The organism is Nocardioides sp. Root151 (genome assembly GCF_001427925.1).
Classification (GTDB): domain Bacteria; phylum Actinomycetota; class Actinomycetes; order Propionibacteriales; family Nocardioidaceae; genus Nocardioides.
Window position 1 is genome coordinate 442,575 of the sequence record NZ_LMGG01000007.1, and the last position, 19,854, is coordinate 462,428.

Here is a 19,854-nt window from a genome sequence, read left to right on the forward strand (position 1 = left end):
AATCCGTACGACGATCGAGGTCGGCGCCCGCCCGAGATGACGGGCGCAACGATCGTCGCCTTTTTGTGACGTTATCGCGAAGTGGTCGAAGCGCGAGCGAATCGCCAGCCCCGTCTCACGATCGGCACGACACCTTGCAGAGCACAACAAAGAGCCCGACAAACAGCACCGGTCCGCAGCCACGAGGTGACTGCGGACCGGTGTGAATGCTGCGTGGAGCTACAGCGCGATCAGCGCCGGAACGGTGAGCACGGCGGCGTAGTAGCCCATGAACTGCACACCGGAGTGGACCCCGAGCAGACGGTTCATCAACCCGCCGATGAGACCGACGGTCACGGTGACCAGCACGGCCAGCAGCCCGCCCTCGTAGAGGCAGATGACCAGGATCAGCCCGGCGAAGGCGCCGATGATCGCCTCGTGCGAGACGTTGCGCATCACCCAGGACGCCGCACGGTGGGCGTTGGTCATCGCGAACGGGTAGGCGACCAGCGCGGCGATCGCCACGGCGAGCAGCCCGAAGACCAGGAACTCCCACGTGGAGAGCAGGTCGTGCAGGTTGTGCGTGTCACCGGTCTCGGCGTTGACCGAGTAGACCGGCGGCGCGTTGAACAGCGGCGCCGCGGGCCCGGCCGCCATCGGCGACAGCGGCAGGCCGAGGGCGATCAGCGGGATCAGCGTCTCGGCGATGTACGTCGACTCGGTGGTGCCGTTGCGCACCGACATCATCGTGGTGAGCCGGTGGTAGCCGTTCTTGATCCGCGACCCGGCGAACTCGCCCATCATCACGGTCATCGCGACCGGCGAGAAGACGAACGTCGCACTCGAGACGACCGCGGCACCCGAGGTGTAGGCCAGCTGCTTGCGGTCCAGGACCTTCAGCGGGTTGGGCATCCGGCCCTTCCAGGTGCGTACGTCGGGAGCGAGGTCGAACTCCGACGGCTTCGAACGCTCCAGGGTCTTGCGGCCCGACGGGGACATCGCGAGGAACAGGTCCGCGATCAGCGGGCCGGTGGCGATGCCGAGGAAGAAGCTGATGCTCAGCCCGTGGCCGAGCTGCTGGGTGACGAACAGGTTCAGCCCGACGACGAGCAGCACGAACGGGAACAGTGCGGCCATCGCGGCCCAGCGGCCCTTCGACGTGAACGCGATCAGCAGTGCGGCACCGGCGAAGATCCACGGTGCGGCGTCGCCGATCTCGTCGGCGATGGGGGAGAGCAGCGTCGCGAAGAGCACCGCGAACGGCACCGCGATGAACGCCGAGACCACGCCGCCCGAGATCGCCTTGCGCAGCGCGATGTGCGGCACGCCCAGGTCGCGCAGCTGTTGCGCGTCGGCGAGCATCGGCACCGCCATCGTGTCGCCGGGGATTCCCAGCAGGGTGGTCGGGATGGCGTGGGTGATGTGCTTGGCCACGACTCCGGCGAGGAAGAAGCTGAACACGCCTGAGGCCGGCACTCCGAGGAGCACGACCAGCAGGGTCAGGGGTGCCACGACGGCGGTCTCGTCGGTGCCGGAGACCAGGCCGATGGCGGCGAACGCGATGGCGCCGATCAGGCCCATGCCCAGGGCCCAGAGGAATGCCTCGATCATGCCGTCACCTCTTCCTGGCGGTCACGGTGCGCCTCGACGAGGACGTCGTACAGGCCGAGGGAGCGGAGCTCCTCCTGCACCTCACGAGCGAGCTCGGCAGGGTCGGTCCACTCGCCACCCTCGGCGGCGATCGCGTCGAGCGCCGCGCGGCGACCCTCGAGCGTCGCCTCGACCTCGGTGACGACTCGCTTCGGCTTGAACAGGCGCGCCGAGATGACGGCCGCGACCAGGCAGGCGCCGAGGCCGACCAGCAGGGCGTAGGACTGCGCCAGGGTCTGGTCGTCGACGGTGCTCTCGAAGATCCGCCGACCCAGCAGGAACGTGGGGGTGGCGATGCCGATCCCGAGGGCGATAGCGCCGGTCATGTGGCGGGAGTCGACGGTGTCGCCCCACACCTCGATGAGACGGGACATCAGGTGAGCTCCGATCGGTCAGTGATGCTGGGCGCGAGCGCGGTGACGACTCGCGACGGAGAGGGGCGGCCGAGGTGGCCGGCCAGCCAGGTGCTGGTCTCGACCAGTGCGGTGAGGTCGACGCCCGTGTCGATGCCGAGTCCGCGCAGCATCCACACGAGGTCCTCGGTGGCCAGGTTGCCGGTGGCGCTGAGCGCGAACGGGCACCCGCCGACTCCGCCGGTCGAGGCGTCGAACTCGGTGACGCCCGCGGTGAGTGCGGCGTACACGTTGGCCAGTGCCTGGCCGTAGGTGTCGTGTGCGTGCAGGGCGATCCGGTCGACGGCGATGCCGGCGTCGACCAGGGCGCGTACGACGGCGCGCACGTGGCCGGGGGTCGCGACGCCGATGGTGTCGCCGAGCGAGAGTGAGTGGACGCCGGTCTCCATCATCGCGACCGAGGCCTCGACCACCGCGTCGACGGGCACCGGACCCTCCCAGGGGTCACCGAAGACCATCGACAGGTAGCCGCGTACGTCGACCCCGGCGGCCAGCGCGTCCTTCGTGACGAGGGCCTGGGCGGCAGCCACGTCGGAGCGAGGAGCGCCGAGGTTGGCCTTCGAGAACGACTCGGTGACGCTGGCGAAGACCGCGACCTCACGGGCCCCGGCGGCCAGCGCGTCCTCGAGCCCACGCGCGTTCGGCACCAGCACGGGGTGGCGGATGCCGGCGTCGAAGTCGGTCAGGGCGGCGAGCTCGCGGGCGTCGGCCAGCTGCGGGATGCGCTTGGGTGACACGAAGCTGGTCAGCTCGACCGTCGACAGGCCGGCGCCGACGAGTCGGCGTACGAACTCAGCCTTCACCTCGACGGGCACCGGCACCCTCTCGGCCTGCAGTCCGTCGCGCGGGCCCACCTCGTAGATGCGCACCGCTGACGGCAGCTCGGGATCCGGGACCGCCATCGGCAGTCCGAGATGGACGGTGGAGGTCATCCGGCGCCCCGGATCTCGGCGAGCACGGCCTCGGCACGGTCGTGGCGGAACGCCTTCTCGGCGATCAGCGTGGCCACGAGCGGGCCGATCTCGTCCGAGGTGGCGCCGACGGCGATCGCGATGTTCTTCGCGTGGAGCGACATGTGGCCGCGCTGGACGCCCTCGCTGGCCAGCACCCGGAGGGCGGCGATGTTCTGGGCCAGGCCGACGGCGGTGACCAGCTCGGCCAGCTCGGCGGCGGTCTGCACACCGGTGATCGCGACGGCGGCACGGGCGCCGGCGTGGGTCTTGGTGGCCCCGCCGACCAGGCCGACGGGCATCGGCAGCTCGAGAGTGGCCACGATGTTGCCGTCGGCATCCTTCTCGAACGTCGACAGCGAGGTGTAGCGGCCGTCGGGACCGACGGCGTGGGAGTGGGCGCCCGCCTCGACGGCGCGGGTGTCGTTGCCGGTGGCGAGGACGACGGCGGAGATGCCGTTCATGATGCCCTTGTTGTGGGTGGCGGCGCGGTAGGGGTCGGCCGCGGCCAGCCGGTAGGCATGCACGATGTCGTCGACGACCTTCGCGCCACCGAGCGACTCGGCGTCGAGCACGGCGCGGGCCCGGGCCAGGCGCAGGTCGGCCTTGTTGGTGAGGATGCGCAGCACGACCCGGCCGCGGGCGATCTCGGCGATGCGGTCGGCGACGGCCTCGGCCATCGTGTTCACCGCGTTGGCGCCCATCGCGTCGCGTACGTCGACGACGAGGTGCGCGACGACGTACGTCTCGTCGACCGACTCGACGGTGCGCACGATCAGGTCCTTCACGCCGCCGCCGACCTCGGCCAGCTTCGGGTCCTGCTCGGCGGCCAGCTCCATCAGCTCGTGGCGTGCCTCGAGGATGCGCAGGCGCGCGGCCGAGGGGTCGACCACGTCGACGACCTGGATCTGGGCCTGCATGATCGGACCGGTGCTGCTGGTGTGGAAGCCGCCGAGGGGGCGGGCCATCCGGGCGCCGTTGCTGGCCGCGGCGACCACCGAGGCCTCTTCGGTGACCATCGGGACGAGCACGTCGCGGCCGTTGACGGTGAGGTTCGCGGCGACACCGATCGGCAGCGAGAAGGTGCCGATCACGTTCTCGCTCATGTGGGAGGCAGCGTCCACCGAGAACCCGGCGGCGTCGAACGCGTCCAGCTCAGTCACGTCGATGCCGGCGACCTCGGCGACCGCGTCACGGCGCTGGTCGACGGTCAGGTCGCGAAATCCGGAAATTCTGCTGGTGGCCACGTGCTGCTCCTCGAAAGTTGGGGTCAAGTTCTTCGACCTTCCTAGGAAAGCCCGGCCTGATCGTGAGGCACATGTCCGAACTGGACACACTTGGGGCGGTTCGTGTGGCCGTTCAGCGTTTGAGCTGATGGAGGCGCAGTGCGATGCCGAGCCGGAACTGGCGCTCCGGGGTGCGCCAGTCGTCGCCGAGCAGGGTGCCGATGCGCTCGAGACGCTGCTTGACCGTGTTCGGGTGCACGAAGAGGGCCTCGGCCGTCCGGGTCACGCTGGCGTGCTGCTCGAGGTACGTCGCCAGGGTGGCGACCAGGGCCGATGCGTGCGTGGAGTCCCAGGCGATCAGCGGCTGCAACTGGTCGGTGATGAACCCGCTGGCGCGCTGCGCGCCGCCGCCGAAGAGCACGAGGTACGGCGCGTAGGCCCTGGCGGTGACCGCGCCCTTCGTGACGCCGATGCCCGGGAGCGCCTCGGCCAGGGAGGTCACGGTGTCGACCTCGGCCGGCATCTCGCGCATCGGCACGGGGTCGCCGGCCACGACCAGCCCCGGCGACTCGGTGCCGGTCAGTCGCCGGGCCACCCGGTCGGCCAGCTCCTGCGCATCCTCGTCGGAGCGCACGAGGGCCAGCACCCCGGTGCCGTGCTGGGCCACCAGCCACTGCGTGTCCATCGCGGCCAGCGAGCGGGTCAGGCTCCAGCGCTGCCGGTCCCAGCCGTCGACGTAGACCGGCAACCAGTCGCCGTCGAGCACCACGCCGCGCTGCTTGGCGCGTTGCTGCAGCGCCGTCCAGTCGGCCCGCCCGGACACGAGGTCGCCCACGAACTCGCCGCGGACCCGCTCCTCCGCGTCGGCCATCGCGTCGCGTTGCATCGTGACCAGGGCGTGGATCTGGGCCGCGCGCTCGATGGTGCGGCGTTGCACGTCGTCGAGCTCGTCGCCGCCACCCACGAGGAGTGCGCCGAGGAGCGTGGACCCGGCCATCGCGGCGACCACGCCGTCGGGAAGGTCGGGGGAGTCGAGTCCGACCCAGTGCGCGGTGTTGCGGCTCTCCTCGACCGCGGCGACGATCTCGGGACGCAGCTGGTCGTCGACCCACCAGGCGTCGAGGCCGGTGCCGGCGACGCGCACCAGGTCGCGGTCTGCGGCAGAGACCTCCCGGCCCAGCGCGCGGGCCAGCGACTCGACGATCGCCGACGAGCCTTCGCCCGCGAGCACGAGCCGGGTCAGCTCTTCGTGGAAGGCGGCGGACGCCTCCATGGCTGCCGCGCGACGCTCGGCCTCGGCGCTGGCCGTGGCGGCCTTCGCTGCGGCCGTGCGTTCGGCCTCGAGCAGCCGCGCCGTCTGCAGGATCACCGCGCCGTGGTTGGCGAACGCGGTCAGCAGGGCGACCTGGTCGGTGCTGAAGCCGTGGGTGGAGCGGTCGGCGGCGAACAGGACGCCCAACACCCGGTCGGAGGAGATCAGGGGCACGCCGAGGATCGAGCGCATGTGCTCGGCCTGGACCGCGGCGGTCACCTCCGAGTCGCGGGGGAACGCGCCCTCGTCGTACTCGTCGGTCCACTGGGGGCTGCGGGTCTGCACGACCTTGCTGGCCAGGCCGACTCCCGCGGGAACGCGGAGGCCGCGCATGTTGGCCGAGACGGCGCCGCGGTTCGCCCGCACGAAGAGCTCGTCGGTCTCGGCGTCGTACTCGGAGAGATAGGTGACGTCGGTGCCCATCAACTCGTGTGCGCGGTCGACGAGCTTCTGCAGCAGGGGTTGTACGTCGCGCACGCCGACGAGCTCACGGATGCTGGACATCAGCGCCGACAGCTCGCGGTCGCGGGACCGCAGTCGGTCGAGCCGGCCGCGGGCGGCGATCAGGGTGCGTGTGGTGTCGTCGTCGAGCCCCGCAGCGGCGTCACGCAGCTGGTCATCGGAGACGGGCCGGTCGGCGATGACCAGCTCGGCGAGGGCCCGCAGGTCCGGCGTGCTCATGGGCGAACGATAGCGGCCCGGCCGGGGCGGGGAGGACGGTCAGCGAGCGGCCGGCTGGAACAGCTCGACCATGTTGCCGGACGGGTCCCCGAGCAGGATCTGCTGGCCGCCAGGTCCGGAGACGATCTCGTTGCGGAACGTGAGCCCGGCAGTGCCCAGCCGCTCCACCTCGGCGACGAGGTCGTCGACGATCAGGTGGATGCGGTTCCACCCGCCGGGCACCGGCTGCGCGCCGTCCGGCATGGGGCGGCCTGCCGAGCTCGTGGGACCGCTCAGCAGCAGCCGCAGGTTGCCGCGCACCAAGTCGGCGAAGGCCGGCGCGAAGTCCGTGCGCACGGTGAACCCGAGGTGCTCGGTGTAGAACGCGATCGACTTCTCGACGTCGTCGACCATGTAGCGGACGCTCACCAGATCGGCGACGTCCGGCGTGGATGTCGTGCCAGGCATGTCGATTCCCTTCTCATTCTGTTGGTTGGCAGCCGAGCGCCGACAGCAGGAACCGGATGCGGGTCTCCAGCTCCTCCGCCGTGCGCACGAACGCCGGGTGGCCCTCGGCCGCCGGGTCGGCGATGCTCCAGTGCGCCACCGACGGAGTTCCGGGGAAGTCGGGGCACACCTCGCGCACCTTGTCGCAGAGGCTGATCACGTGGTCGAACCGCTGCCCGGCGTAGTCGTCGAGGTGCTTGCTGCGCTTGTCGCTCAGGTCGAGTCCGCGTTTGCACATCACGCGGACGGCGTACGGGTGGATCGGCTTGGGGTGGCTCCCGGCGCTGGCCACGTCGACCGCGGCGCCGCCGAGGTGTTGCAGGATCGCCTCGGCCATCTGTGAGCGCGAGCTGTTGCCGGTGCAGAGGAACAGCACGCGGGCCGGCGTCCTCCGCCTGCCCTTCGTTGGCGGGGGCCCGGGCGGGGCCAGCCCGGGATGCAGGGCACCGCCAGCCGCTCCGAGCAGCTCGCGGCAGGCGGACAGGTCGAGGCTGTAGTAGGTGTCGCGCCCGTCGGCCGAGCTGCGCCGCATCGTGACGAGACCGCCGTCGCGCAGGAGCTTCAGGTGGTACGACGTGAGGCTCTGCCGCTGGCCGACCGACGCGGTGAGCTCCCGCACCTGACGGTCGCCGCGGGCCAGCTCGTTGAGCAGCTGCCACCGGACCGGATGCCCGCTCAGGCGCAGGAACGCCGGCACCGTGACCGGTGGGGTGAGGGTCGCGGCTCGAGCCATCTTTCGATATTACATCAATCCAGATTGTTGGAATCGTCCATGTCGTGCACACGCCATGTCCGCACACCGCCACGGCCAGGGCTGTTCGGATGGCTGGCGGGTCCACTACGAAGGGAGGACGCGCCCCTTCTCATCTCTCCCGGGAGTCCCCATGAACCGACGTACGCCTCGACTGATCGGCGTCGCGGCCCTCTGCGCCGCCCTGTCCGCTGCCGGCCAGCTTCCACTCTCGGGTGCCAGCGGCGCCTCGGGTGTGGCGGGCTCCGACCGGCTCACCGGACCCGCGTCCCGCAGCGCCGTCGTCGGGCTCGGTCAGGGCGACCGGGTCCGACTGACCCCGCTCGGCCAGGACGGTCGGCAGGTCATCGAGCCGTTGCGCAGCCAGGACGGCACGACGCCGGGGCTGCTGGTCAGCACCGACGACCACGGCACCACGTTGCGGGCCACGGACGGCTCGGGTGAGCCGACCCTGGTCGACGGCACCGCACCGACCACGACGCGGGCGACCGCAGCCGACCTGGTCGAGCTCAACCTCGACGCCATCGCCCGCGACGGTCGCGCCGCCAGCGCCGACGTGACCGTCTACGACGTGGTCACCGGCGCCACCCAGGCTGTGCGCCGGATCCCCGGTGATCCTGACGCGGCCTGCAGCACCAAGTCGTTCGAGGACAGCTCCTGCGTGCTGGTCCCGCCCGGCACCTACTCGGTGATGGCGTTCGTGAACACGATGCCGGCCGCCCGCCCCGGCACGGCGCGCGAGCGGACGGTGCAGAACGTGTCGCTCGTCGGTGATCCGGAGGTGGCGGTCGAGGCGTCGCGTGACTTCACCTTCGATGCCCGCCGGGCGCGGCCGGTCGAGGTCCGCACCCCCGACCACCGCACCAAGGTCAATGCGGACGGCGCGATGCAGGTCGGCTACTCACGGACCGCGGCGAACGGGAGGAAGATCGTCCGGCAGTACCGGCCTTCCGCCATGCTCGACCAGCAGTTCTTCATGGAGGCCGCGGCACCGGTGCGCAACGGCGCGCTCGAGACCCTGACCCGGTTGCGCCTCGAGGCGCCCGACATCGAGCTGACGGTGGCCGGCCGCGCGCTGCACCCGGAGTACTACGACCAGGTGTGGTTCTCCGACGTGATCACCGACTTCCCGATGTACGACGGCCACGACCGCCTGCGCGTCGTCGACGTCGGCCACGCCACCCCGGCGGACCTGGCCGGCAAGAACCTGCGCGGGGCGATCGCGGTCGCCGAGCGCACGGACGACCTCTCCGTCGCCGAGCAGTCCAACGCGGCCGCCGTGGCGGGTGCGGCGCTGGTCGTCGTGCACAACGACGGGCCGGGCGACAACGACGACCCCAACGGCACCGGCACCAAGCTGCAGGTGCCGACGCTGCGACTGGACCGTGCGGAGGGCGAGGCGTTGAAGGCGGCACGTGGGCGGGTCGAAGTGCGCGGCGAGACCGCCAGTCCCTACCTCTACGACCTCGTGCTCAAGGAGCAGGGCAGCATCCCGAAGGAGCTCACCCATGTGTTCCGGGACCGTGACCTGGCCGCCCAGGTGCGCGAGATCCACGGGCAGCCGACGGTCGACTCGACGTTCTCCGAGGCGGCCTACCAGTACCAGCCCGAGGACACCTTCTCGATCTCGACGATGTACCCGTTCCGCGGCGGTGCCCGGAACCGCGTCGAACACCGCGTGCCCGACCCGGACACCCGGTGGACCTACGCGACGGTGACGCCTCAGACGACGTACAACGCGCTCTTCCCGCACCCTCCGGTGCTGCCGATGACGCTCAGTGACCCGGACCTGGTCGCCTACGAGTCGGCCGGGCGCACCACCAAGCCGGTCGGCACGGCGCCGGTCACCGCGGCCCCGAGCACGTTCCGGCCCATGGAGCGCTCCGGCGACCAGATGCGGGTGGCGATCGACGGTTTCGTCGACGCCGACGGCAACCACGGCACGTCGTACTCCACCAACAGCGGGATGAGCACACTGCTGCAGATCCGTGCGGACGGCGAGCTCGTGGGGGAGACCGACAACCTGCCCTCCGGAGTCGCCGTGCTGCCGGCGGGTGACTCACGGGTCGAGGTGTCGTTCGTCGCCGACAACCCGCAGCCGTGGGCCGAGCTCTCCACGCACACCGAGTCGGTCTGGACGTTCGCGTCGACGACCGTTCCGGCCGGTGAGGTCGTGACGCAGCCGGTGATCCTGGCCGACTACGACGTCGATGTCGACCTGCGCAACCGGGTGCTCGCCCGCGGTCCCCGACCGGTCGGGTTCGACGTCCGGCTGGCCCACGCGCCGGGCGCGGCGGCGTCGCCGATCAGCGACCTCACCGTCGAGGCGTCGTACGACGACGGGCGCACGTGGCGCGCGGCCCGGGCGACCGGGCGTGCTGGTGGACGCTGGCACGTCGAGCTGCCACGCGGCACCGGCCACGTCTCGCTCCGGCTGCACGCGGCCGACACCGCGGGCTCCACGCTGGACCAGACGATCGTCCGAGCCTGGTACGTCGCGCGCTGACGGCCCGGGCTGACCGGCTCAGCCCGGCGGCGGGCGGTCGTCGTCGGGCAGCCAGCCCAGGCGCACCGCCTGCACGCCGGCCTGGAAGCGGGTGCGCACGTGCAGACGGTTCATCAGCTCGGAGATCCGCCGGCTCAGGGTGCGGGTACTGGTGCCGAGGTGGCGGGCCAGCACGTCGTCCTTGGAGCCCGAGGCCAGGAGCGCGGCGAGCTGCCGGTCGCTCACGTGGGGGTCGGCCTCGGGCGCGATGAGCGGGGTGGCCTGGTCCCAGAGCAGGTCGAAGTGCTGGACGAGTGCGTCGAGCAGGGCAGAGGGACGGATGCACAGGGCGGCCTCGACCGCCTCGTCCACGCCGACCGGCAGGATCGCCACGGTCCGGTCCCCGATGGCCAGCTTCATCGGCACGTCGGCGTGCACCCGTGACAGCTCGCCGGCCCGGGCCGCGTCCTGGGCAGCCTCGAGAGCACCGGGCAGCTCGAGGGCCTCGGGCGCATAGATGCCGCGCACCGTCACCTCGTCGCGCAACAGTGAGCGGACCGAGGAGTCGGAGCTCTGCGCGTCCGCGACGTACGGCGGCCGGTCGAGCACGAGCAGCTCCTCGCGGGTGCCGGTGAGCACCTGCTCGAAGCGAGACGCGATCGCCTCCCGCCCGACCACCACCTCGACGATGTCCTCGGGACGGTGGCGCTCCTGCGCCGGCATCACCGAGAGCAGGTCGCGGGCCGCCAACTGGGCGCGGGCCAGCTCCTCCTGGCGCCTGCTGACCAGCACGTCGATCGCGACGTCCGGGCGGGCCGCCCGCATCCGCAGCGGACGACCGGGCAGCCGGTGCACGAGGCCCAGGCCCTCGAGTCGGGTCAGCGAGCCCTGGACGCTCGACCTCCCGCGGTCGAGTGCCCGTGACAGTTCGTCGAGCGACGCCTCACTCCGGGAGAGCAACTCGCGGTAGAGCGCCTCGTCGTCCGGTGGGACACCAATCGACTCGAGCATCTCGTCATGGTCGCACCTCGGGACCGTTCAGTCCCGGGCCGCGACCTCCTCGCGGGGTGCGACGGTCTCCTCGCGCTTCTCGTCGCCGTGGCCCGGCCACCATGCGGCGTGCCCGACCAGGGCGGTCAGCGCCGGCGTGAAGAACATCGCCATCACGAAGGCAGCGACGAAGATGCCGAACGACAGCGCGAAGCCCATCGACACGATCAGCGAGTTCCCGCCGAGCATGAGGGAGGCGAACGTGCCGGCCAGGATCACGCCGGCCGCGGCGATCGTCGGACCTGCGTGCCGGACCGCCTCGGCCGCGGCATCGCGCGGGTTGCGGCCCTCGCGGGCCTCCTCGCGTAGTCGCGCCACCATCAAGATGTTGTAGTCGGTGCCCAGTGCGGTCACGAACAGATAGATGTAGATCGGCAGCATGAAGATCAGGCCGGGCTCGCCCTGGATGTGCTGAAACACGATCACCGTCGCCCCCAGGGTGGCGCCGAAGCCCAGTCCCACGGCCAGCATGAGGTACCACGGCGCGACGAGGCTCCGGAGCAGCATCGCCAGGATCAGCATGATCACCAGGGCGGCGACCGGGAACACCACGGAGTAGTCGCGCGCCATCGCCTTCTGCAGGTCGGCGAAGACCGAGGGCGTGCCGCCGACGTACGCCGAAGTGCCCTCGGGTGCGGCGTCGTGGACCGCCGTACGGATCGGACCCTTCACGTCGGCCAGCGCCTCGTCGGAGGCGGGGTCGTGGTCGAGGATCACAGAGAACTGCGCGGTGGCCTTGTCCTTCGACAGCTGCGGGCCCTGCACCTGGTCGACGCCCTCGGCGTCCTTCAGCGCAGCGCCGACCGCGTCGGCCGCGGCCGGGTCGAGGGCTCCGCCGTCCTTGCTGGTCACCAGCACCGGGACGGGGTCGCTGGCACCGGCGGCGAAGTGGTCCTGGAAGGTGTTGATCGCCTCGGTCGACTCCACGCCCTTGGGCAGGCTGGAGTTGAAGTCGAAGCTGGGGTTGAACTGGAGGCCGAAAACCGCGAGCGCGGCCAGCACCAGTCCGGAGGCGGCGGCGAACACACCGGGCCGGCGACCGAGGGCCTTGCCGACGCTGCCGAAGTGGGCCGCCTCGGGCTCCTTGCGCCACTTCTTCGACGGCCAGAACAGGGAGCGCCCGAGGACCGTGACCACGGCAGGCACCAGGGTCAGGGCGGCGACCAGGGTGACCGCCACCGCGATGGCCAGCGCCGGGCCGATCGAGCGGAAGATGCTCAACGAGCTGAGCAGCAGCGCCAGGAACGCCACGATGACGGCGCCACCGGCCGACGCGATCGCCTCACCGGCGCGCTCGAGCGCGTGCACCACCGACGATCGGGTCTCGTCGCCCTGCCGCAGTCGTTCGCGATAGCGGAACAGGAAGAACAGGATGTAGTCGGTGCCGATGCCGTAGAGCACCACGATCAGGATCACCTGGATCGAGGAGTCGGCCTTGAGGTCGAAGGCCTCGTTCGCGGCACCGATCAGTCCGGTGGCGATCAACGACACGACCGTGACCACCACGATCGGCATCAGGCAGATGATCACGCTGCGGAAGATGATCGCCAGCAGGAGCACGATCAGCACCACGGTGGCGATGCCGACGATGGCCATCGTCGACTCGCTCGACTCCTGGGAGTCGAGGCTCTGCGCGGCCGCGCCGGTGCTCTTCACCTCGAGGTCGGTGCCCTTGGTGAGCGGCTCGAGGTCGTCGCGCATCTTCTTGGCGTCGTCCATCGCCTGGGTGTCGAAGCCGTTGGCCTTGTCGGCCAGCCCGATGAAGCCGATCGCGATCTGTCCGTCGGCCGACACCGAGGGCTTGCCGTCGGCGCCGACCGTGGCCACCTGCTTGACGAAGGTCTTCTCGCCGAGCTTCGGGCCGAGCTCCTTGCCGATCGTGGTCACGTCGGCGACGTCGGCATCGGTCAGCTTGGCGCCGTCCTTGCGCTCGAAGACCAGGATCGCGCCGGGTGTGGTGGCGGTAGGGAAGGCCTCCTGTTGCAGGTTGGCGGCCTTGATCGACTCGTAGTGGTCGGGCAGGAACTCCGACTCGTCGGTGGTGGAGGTCAGTGCCGGCGCGGTGAGCACCACCACGATCGCGATCACCACCCACGTGGCGATGACATACCAGGGATGACGCGACACGAGTCGACCGAGAGCACCGAACATGGCGCAAACGCTAGCCGGAAGACAGGTGGGTCAGCCAACCAATTTCGCCGGTGGCGGGAGGAACCGCAAGAACTGCCGGTTCGAGGCGCAACGACTGCAGGTTCGCGCAACAAGAATCCACGGTTCGCGCGGTTGATCCCTTGTGTTCACCAACTGACGAAAGCGTCGGCGGCATCATCCCTCACTCGGAAGATTGATGCCCGATGCGCACGATCGCGTCCAGCCGGTCACTCTCGAAATTCGCAGGTCTCTCCCTCGCCCTCGCCCTGGTCGCCGTTCCGCTGACCAGTGCCGCCCCGTCGCTGGGCCTGCTGTCCACGGCCCATGCCGACCCGACCCCGCCCGAGGTCGGCGCAGCCCCGACCCTGACCCCGAAGGACGGCGCCTATCTCGCCGGCACCCAGAAGGTCGCCAGCACGCCGACCGCTGCCGAGGACGACGTCACCTCGCTCGCCGTCGACGGCGAGGAGCTCGACGCCGAGACGACGTACGGCGACTCGATGCTGACCTTCGAGGTGGCCGACAACTCGATCGAGGCGCGCTACGGCAGCAAGCTGGTGATCAACGGGGAGCACAGCATCGACCTCGGCGACCACGTCAGCGAGACGGTGCGCGAGCCGATTCCCAACACCTGGTTGAAGACCGGGGAGAACACCGTCGAGCTGAAGGTCGGTGCGATCGAGACGTCGTGCGGCATGAACTACGACGACTACGACCTCTCCAACGTGCGCCTCGAGCTGCTCGGCGAGAGCGCGAACGGCGAGGAGAACGAGTGGAACTACTCGCTCGGCGACGGCTCCTGCGGCACCAACACGGCTCGGGTGAAGGAGGCCAGCCTCAGCTTCTTCATCACCGGGGACCCCAAGGCCTCCACCGGCCTCGAGACCGAGCTCGACACGACTGAGCTGGACAACGGCAGCCATGAGATCACCGCCACGACCCTCACCGGCGAGTCGGTGACGCACACGGTGACGGTGAACAACGCGCCCGCCGGTGCTCCGGACATCACGCCGCAGGACGGTCACCTGACCCGCGGCACCCAGCAGGTGTTCGCCAACCTGCCTGTCGGTGGCGACACGTCGGTCGACACGCTCACCGTCGACGGACGGGCGCTGCCCACGACGCCGACGCTCGGCTCCGGCGACGCCACCTTCACCTTCACCGTCGGCACGAACTCGATCGAGGCCCGCTACAAGAACTACCTGACGGTCAACGGCATACCGGTCGACGTCGGCGGCGACTGGGTCAGCCAGGCGGTGCCGCTGGTGATCCCCAACGAGTGGCTGCAGCCGGGGGAGAACGTGATCCGCTTCGTCACCGGCACCTACCCGGGCACGTGTGGCGACAACCGCGACGACTTCACCATCTCGTCGATCTCGCTGGCTCCCGCGACGGGTACGGCGACGGCGGTCGGCGTACAACCGAAGTACGACCTCGGCGACGGCAACTGCGGCTCGAGCACCAGGCCGCGCGAGGCCGTGCTGAAGTTCCAGATCGACGGCGCCGCGGCACAGGGCGTGCGCGCCGACCTCGACACCACCACGGTCGACGACGGCACGCACACGGTGCGCGCGACCTCGAGCACGGGCGAGGCGGCCACCCGCACCCTGGTCACCGACAACACCGCCCCCGAGATCACCGGCAGCACCCCCGAGGCAGGGAAGAAGATCACCACCTCGGTGCCGCTGTCCCTCGAGCTGTCCGACGACTCCGGCGTGCTCGGCGACCCGGCGGTCACGCTCGACGGCAAGCCGGTCGCGGCCGGTGACCTGGTCGGCCCCGGCCTCTCCGCGGGCGAGCACACCATCGCGCTGACCGCGACGGACTCGCTGGGCAACAAGGCAGACCGCACGGTCGTGTTCACCTCGGCCGGCATCCCCGACGACGCGAAGGACCTCTCGCCCACCTCGGGCGACAACGACCTCGGCACGACGGTCGACCTCAAGGCCCGCGTCGCCGAGCCCGACGGCGGCGAGGTGAACGCGACGTTCTCCGCCGCCGAGATCCTCACGCCCCGTAGCGGTTGGCAGGGCGAGGCGCCGCAGGTGCCCACGACCCTGAAGGTGCCGGGCGAGAAGAACGTCGGCGACACCCGGGTGCTCGAGCCCGGCAACAACGGCGCGCTCGACTCGGTGGCCAGCGGCGACGTCTCCTACCAGCGCTTCGACGTGCAGGTGAACTCCACCCGTGAGGCACCGGTCCTGCGCTGGGAGGGCGTCACCGACCCGACCCGCGTCGTGACCCTGCGCGCCTGGAACCTGCTCACCCGCACGTGGGACCCGCTCGACTCCGCACGCGGCGCGGTCGACGGCAACACGCTGCTCAACGCCGGTGTCGGCCGTCAGTACGTCGACGGCAAGACCGTGCACGTGATGGTCACCGGCGAGGACCCGTTCGCCGACGACCTCGACGCCACGGACCGGACCGGCTTCGACGACCCGTCGACGTACGACTTCTCGATGGTCCACTACACCGACACGCAGTACCTCTCCGAGGGCGCCGTCGAGCAGGAGACTGCCGAGGAGCGCGCGGTCTGGTCGAAGGCGTACGGCGACGTCGCGCGCTGGATCCGTGACAACGCCGACGCCCGCAAGATCGCGTACGTCGCGCACACCGGCGACATCATCGAGAACAACATCCGCCCGCCGGCGACGGAGGAGATGGAGCAGCAGGTGGTCGGCGAGTTCGAGGTCTCCTCCGAGCACCAGAAGGTGCTCGACGACGCGGGAGTCGCGAACGGTGTCATCGCCGGCAACCACGACAACCAGTCCGGCCGCGAGGACGGGCCGGAGGCGATCTACAACCAGTACTACGGTCCCGGCCGCTACGAGGAGTCCGCGACCCGCTGGAAGAACGGGTCGTACGGCGGCCCGTGGAAGGCCGGCGACAACCAGAACCACTTCGACCTGTTCTCCGCCGGTGGCCAGGACTTCGTGGTGGTCGGGCTGTCGTACGGCGTGACGCGCGAGGAGGCCGAGTGGGCCGACGCCGTCTTCAAGCGCTATGCGGACCGCAACGCGATCCTGCTCTCGCACGACTACCTGAAGCCGTCGACCAAGCCGGACGGTCGTGACGGCACGTTCTCCGCGCCCGACGGTTCGCTGCTCTACAACACGCTGGTGCTCGACAACCCCAACGTCTTCCTGATCCTCGCGGGCCACGAGCACGGTGTGGCCACCAACGTGAAGCCCGACGTCGGCGTGGTCGGCAACAACGTGGTCGAGCTGCTGGCCGACTACCAGTTCTACGAGACTCCGGCGTCGATGCTCGGCCTGGACGAGATCGGCGGCTACCAGCCCGACCAGGGCCTGCGGTTCGGGGCGAGCTACTTCCGGATGCTGCAGTTCGACGTCGACCGCGGCGAGATGTCGGTGGACACCTACTCGCCGCTGCTCGACGACTTCGGCGCCACCGAGTTCGATCCGCTCAAGCGCTACGACGGCCGCGAGGACACGATGGTGCTGCCGGTCGAGCTGGGCTCGCGCACGACCAGCTTCTCCACCGAGTCGCTGGGGCTCTACTCGCCGACCAAGGTGGTCGGTGAGGTCACGGTGCCCTCCGGCCAGGTCGCCTCGGTGACGTGGCAGGGCCTGCGCCCCGACACGGCGTACGCCTGGATCGTCACGTCGACCTCGTCCGGTGGCGGTGTGAACACCTCACGGCCGCAGGTGTTCGCCACGGCCGACGCCAAGGGTCGTCCGTCGAAGGCCCTTGCAGGGTTGGAGTTCCTGGCCGAATGAGGCGTCTCCTCCTGCTCCTGCTGCTGGCACCGCTGGCGGGGTGGCTCTTCACCTCGCCGGCGGTGGCGCACGACGCCACCTCCACGGCGTACGCCGACGTCACCGGCTCCGGCTCCGACGTGCGGGTGGTGCTCGATCTCGAGTACGACCTGCTGATGAAGTCGGCCTGGTTGTACGCCGACGCCTACCGCGCGACGGACCGGGCGGAGCAGGAACGCCAGCTGGGCAAGAACTTCGAGGCCGTCTCCACCTATGTGGTCGAGCGGTTCCAGGTCGCCAACGGTGACCAGCGGTGCGTAGGTCGCACCGACGGAACGGGTTCGATCACCTCGCGGAACGACCGCGCCTTCGTGCGGTTGTCGATCGACTACGCGTGCCCGACCTCCAGTGAGGCGCGGCATGCGTTCTACTCCTCGTTGTTTCCCGACGAGGAGAACTTCGTGCACAGCACGAAGACCGTGCTCACCTATGACGTCGACGGTCACACCGGCGCGGTCACGCTCGACCCGGGCAACCCGCAGCTCGACGTGACCGATGCGCCCGAAGGTTCGGTGACCCCGTCATCGTCAAGCAGGGCAGGGCATCTGTGGGAGTTCGGCAAGCTCGGTGCCGAGCACCTGCGGCTCGGACCGGACCACCTGTTGTTCCTCCTGGCGTTGCTGCTGGGGGTGCGCGGCTGGCGGGAGGTCCTGCTGGCCGCGACGGCGTTCACCGTCGCCCACAGCGTGACGTTCGCCCTCGGGTCGTTGGGCCTGGTGACCGTGTCGCCCGCGCTCGTCGAACCCGTCATCGCCCTGTCCATCGTCGTCGTGGCAGTGCTCGGTCTCGTGTCCTCTCGGTGGTCGAGCCAGCCGGGGCGCCAGGCCGAAGTGTCGAGACCACACAGCCGTTGGCAACTGCCTGTGGCGTTCGGCTTCGGCCTGCTCCACGGGCTCGGCTTCGCGTCGGCGCTGGGCATCGACGAGCCCGGCTCGTGGGAGCTGGTGTGGTCGCTGCTCGCCTTCAACGTCGGGATCGAAGTGGCCCAGGTGGGCCTGATCCTGCTTGCGTTCCCGGTGATCCTCGCGCTGCGGCGTACGAAACTCGAGCGGCCGGTGCTCACGGGCATGGCCGTGGCGGTGATCCTGGTCGGCAGCTTCTGGGTGATCCAGCGGCTCCCGGTGACGGGCGACCATGTCGCCGGCGCGCTGCCGTGGCTCGGGGCATGACGAGCCTGTGGATCGAGTGTGGAGAACCTGGGTCTGGTGTGACGTGAGGGGGTGTTGGGAGTGGGTTCTCCACAGAAGCCTGTGGGACGGCAATTGTGGGTCTGACCTGCGGAAATAGTTNTGGTCTCGGGAAGAATTGCTGCCATGACCACCACCTTCGACACCCCGTTCCCGGCCACCGCCGGTCACGGGTCGAGCGCGCTGTCGGGCGCGCTCTCGCAGGCGTTGCCCGGCGACGGGGGTGCGGGTGCGGTGCTGGCCGATGCGGTGCGGGCGCGAGGGCTGGCCGATGAGGCGGAGCGGGTGCTGTTGGTCCGTGCGGTGCAGTGGGCCGACACGCACCCCACCGAGGTGGTGGCGGAGGCGGCGTTCGGTGAGGAGGCGGCCGAGTGCCTGCCGCTGGTGCACTGGGCGGCGGTCGCGGAGTTCGCTGCGGCCCTCGGGTTGTCGACGTCGGCGGGTGAGCGGTTGATCCATGAGGCGTTGGAGTTGCGGCACCGCTGTGAGCGCACCTGGTCGCGCCTGCTGGCCGGGGAGGTCACTGCTTGGCGGGCCCGTCGGGTTGCTGCCACCACGATCGGGCAGCCCGACGACGTGGCTGTGTTCGTCGACGAGCACGTGCACCCGATCGTGCACAAGGTCGGGTTCATCAAGCTGGAGAGGCTGCTCGACGAGGCGTTGTTGAAGCTCTACCCGTTGGAGCGGGAGAAGCAGCGGGCCGCGGCCCTGGACCAGCGCCAGGTGCGGCTCCTGGAGGGTGTCTCGGCCGGTGGGGTCGCCTCGATCTTGATCTCGGCGGATCTCAAGGACGCCTACGACTTCAACGACACGGTCACCGCCCTCGCCCGGGCGTTGGCTGACGGGGGTTGTGAGGAGCCGCTGGATGTACGCCGGGCGTTGGCGGTCGGCATCTTGGCTGATCCGGCCCGGGCGTTGGCCTTGTTGGAGGGCGAGGAGGCACCGAGGCCGCGGCGCAAGCAGATGACCATCGTGATGCACCTCTCCGCTGATGCGGTGCACGGGATCGGCCCGGTGGGTCGGTTCGAGCGGGGTGACCAGCCGGTGGCGGCGGCGATGGTGGCCGAGTGGGCCGGCCGCGGCGACACCCGGGTGACGGTGCGCCCGGTCGTTGACCTGGCTGATCACGAGATGGTGGGTTCCTACGAGGTGCCTGAGCGGCTCAAGGCGCAGGTTGCGGGGGTCAACGGGTGTTGTGTGTTTCCGTTCTGCACCCGCCCGGCGCGGGCGTGCGACTGCGACCACGTCGTGGCGCACGGGGCCGGTGGGCGCACCTGTTCCTGCAATCTGGCGCCGTTGTGTCGGCGTCATCACCGTCTCAAGACTCATACCGGGTGGGGCTATCACGCTGTGGAGGTCGGCACGTGGTTGTGGACCTCACCGCATGGGCACCGCTACCTGCGCGACGGCACGGGCACGAGTGAGGTGACTCGGCCCGGTGACGTCCGTGGTGACTTCGACGGATGCCTGCACACGCGGCCCCCGGACGACCCGGGGCCGCTGGACGATCCCGATCCGCCCGCCGGTCCTGGTGATCCGCCGAGGCAGCGGTGGCGAGACCAGATCATGAACCAGATCGACCAACGGATCGCGGTGACCAGCCAGAACAGTGGTTGGCCCTGGCTCGATCCCGACTACGACCCCACCGACCTCGACCCCCGCGACTGGGTCGGAGTCCCCGACCCGCACGCGCCCGAGTGCTCGACGGAGCCTGAGTTCTGACTTCTCGCATTTCGCCACGCGCCGGGCTGATG

General features: G+C 70.2%; 13 protein-coding genes. 4 read left to right on the forward strand and 9 right to left on the reverse strand.

What is annotated here, in order from left to right; genetic code table 11:
- Positions 1-219: 219 nt before the first annotated feature.
- The 7 genes from ASD66_RS19665 to ASD66_RS19695 all read right to left on the reverse strand — a co-directional run bounded on the left by ASD66_RS19665 (position 220) and on the right by ASD66_RS19695 (position 7,430).
- Positions 220-1,590 carry a tripartite tricarboxylate transporter permease gene (locus ASD66_RS19665; protein ID WP_056891961.1) on the reverse strand — a complete coding sequence of 457 codons (1,371 nt, stop codon included), beginning with the start codon at positions 1,588-1,590 and terminating at the stop codon, positions 220-222.
- Positions 1,587-2,003 (reverse strand): hypothetical protein, encoded by a 417-nt coding sequence (locus ASD66_RS19670; protein ID WP_056681929.1) that lies wholly within the window; start codon positions 2,001-2,003, stop codon positions 1,587-1,589. Before ASD66_RS19670 ends, ASD66_RS19665 begins: the two co-directional genes overlap by 4 nt.
- Entirely contained in the window at positions 2,003-2,974 is a 972-nt protein-coding gene (locus ASD66_RS19675) for a hydroxymethylglutaryl-CoA lyase (RefSeq protein WP_056891962.1), read from the reverse strand. The genes ASD66_RS19670 and ASD66_RS19675 overlap by 1 nt, the downstream gene beginning before the upstream one ends.
- On the reverse strand, positions 2,971-4,239 hold the full coding sequence (locus tag ASD66_RS19680; RefSeq protein ID WP_056891963.1) for a hydroxymethylglutaryl-CoA reductase, degradative: 1,269 nt from the start codon (positions 4,237-4,239) through the stop codon (positions 2,971-2,973). The genes ASD66_RS19675 and ASD66_RS19680 overlap by 4 nt, the downstream gene beginning before the upstream one ends.
- A 112-nt stretch (positions 4,240-4,351) precedes the next feature.
- Positions 4,352-6,211 (reverse strand): helix-turn-helix domain-containing protein, encoded by a 1,860-nt coding sequence (locus tag ASD66_RS19685; protein WP_056891964.1) that lies wholly within the window; start codon positions 6,209-6,211, stop codon positions 4,352-4,354.
- A 39-nt stretch (positions 6,212-6,250) separates the two neighbouring features.
- Positions 6,251-6,658, reverse strand: a complete 408-nt coding sequence (locus tag ASD66_RS19690) for a VOC family protein (protein WP_056891965.1) — start codon at positions 6,656-6,658, stop codon at positions 6,251-6,253.
- Between the two features lie 13 nt (positions 6,659-6,671).
- Positions 6,672-7,430, reverse strand: coding sequence for an ArsR family transcriptional regulator (locus ASD66_RS19695; RefSeq protein ID WP_056891966.1), 759 nt, complete (start codon positions 7,428-7,430; stop codon positions 6,672-6,674).
- Positions 7,431-7,581: 151 nt separating this feature from the next.
- On the opposite strand from ASD66_RS19695, the gene ASD66_RS19700 reads away from it, so the two are divergent.
- Positions 7,582-9,954, forward strand: coding sequence for a PA domain-containing protein (locus tag ASD66_RS19700; RefSeq protein ID WP_056891967.1), 2,373 nt, complete (start codon positions 7,582-7,584; stop codon positions 9,952-9,954).
- Positions 9,955-9,972: 18 nt separating this feature from the next.
- Here the strand turns inward: ASD66_RS19700 and ASD66_RS19705 are convergent, their stop codons facing one another.
- Both ASD66_RS19705 and ASD66_RS19710 read right to left on the reverse strand, forming a co-directional pair.
- Positions 9,973-10,944, reverse strand: coding sequence for a helix-turn-helix domain-containing protein (locus tag ASD66_RS19705; RefSeq protein ID WP_056891968.1), 972 nt, complete (start codon positions 10,942-10,944; stop codon positions 9,973-9,975).
- A gap of 27 nt (positions 10,945-10,971) precedes the next feature.
- Positions 10,972-13,134, reverse strand: coding sequence for an MMPL family transporter (locus ASD66_RS19710; RefSeq protein WP_056891969.1), 2,163 nt, complete (start codon positions 13,132-13,134; stop codon positions 10,972-10,974).
- Between the two features lie 203 nt (positions 13,135-13,337).
- Here ASD66_RS19710 and ASD66_RS19715 point away from each other — a divergent pair, with 203 nt between their 5' ends.
- From ASD66_RS19715 to ASD66_RS19725, 3 genes are all read left to right on the forward strand, one after another.
- Positions 13,338-16,874 carry a metallophosphoesterase gene (locus ASD66_RS19715; protein WP_056891970.1) on the forward strand — a complete coding sequence of 1,179 codons (3,537 nt, stop codon included), beginning with the start codon at positions 13,338-13,340 and terminating at the stop codon, positions 16,872-16,874.
- Positions 16,871-18,082, forward strand: coding sequence for a HupE/UreJ family protein (locus ASD66_RS19720; protein ID WP_056891971.1), 1,212 nt, complete (start codon positions 16,871-16,873; stop codon positions 18,080-18,082). The genes ASD66_RS19715 and ASD66_RS19720 overlap by 4 nt, the downstream gene beginning before the upstream one ends.
- Before the next feature lie 144 nt (positions 18,083-18,226).
- Positions 18,227-19,822, forward strand: coding sequence for an HNH endonuclease signature motif containing protein (locus ASD66_RS19725; protein ID WP_056891972.1), 1,596 nt, complete (start codon positions 18,227-18,229; stop codon positions 19,820-19,822).
- Positions 19,823-19,854 lie beyond the last annotated feature (32 nt).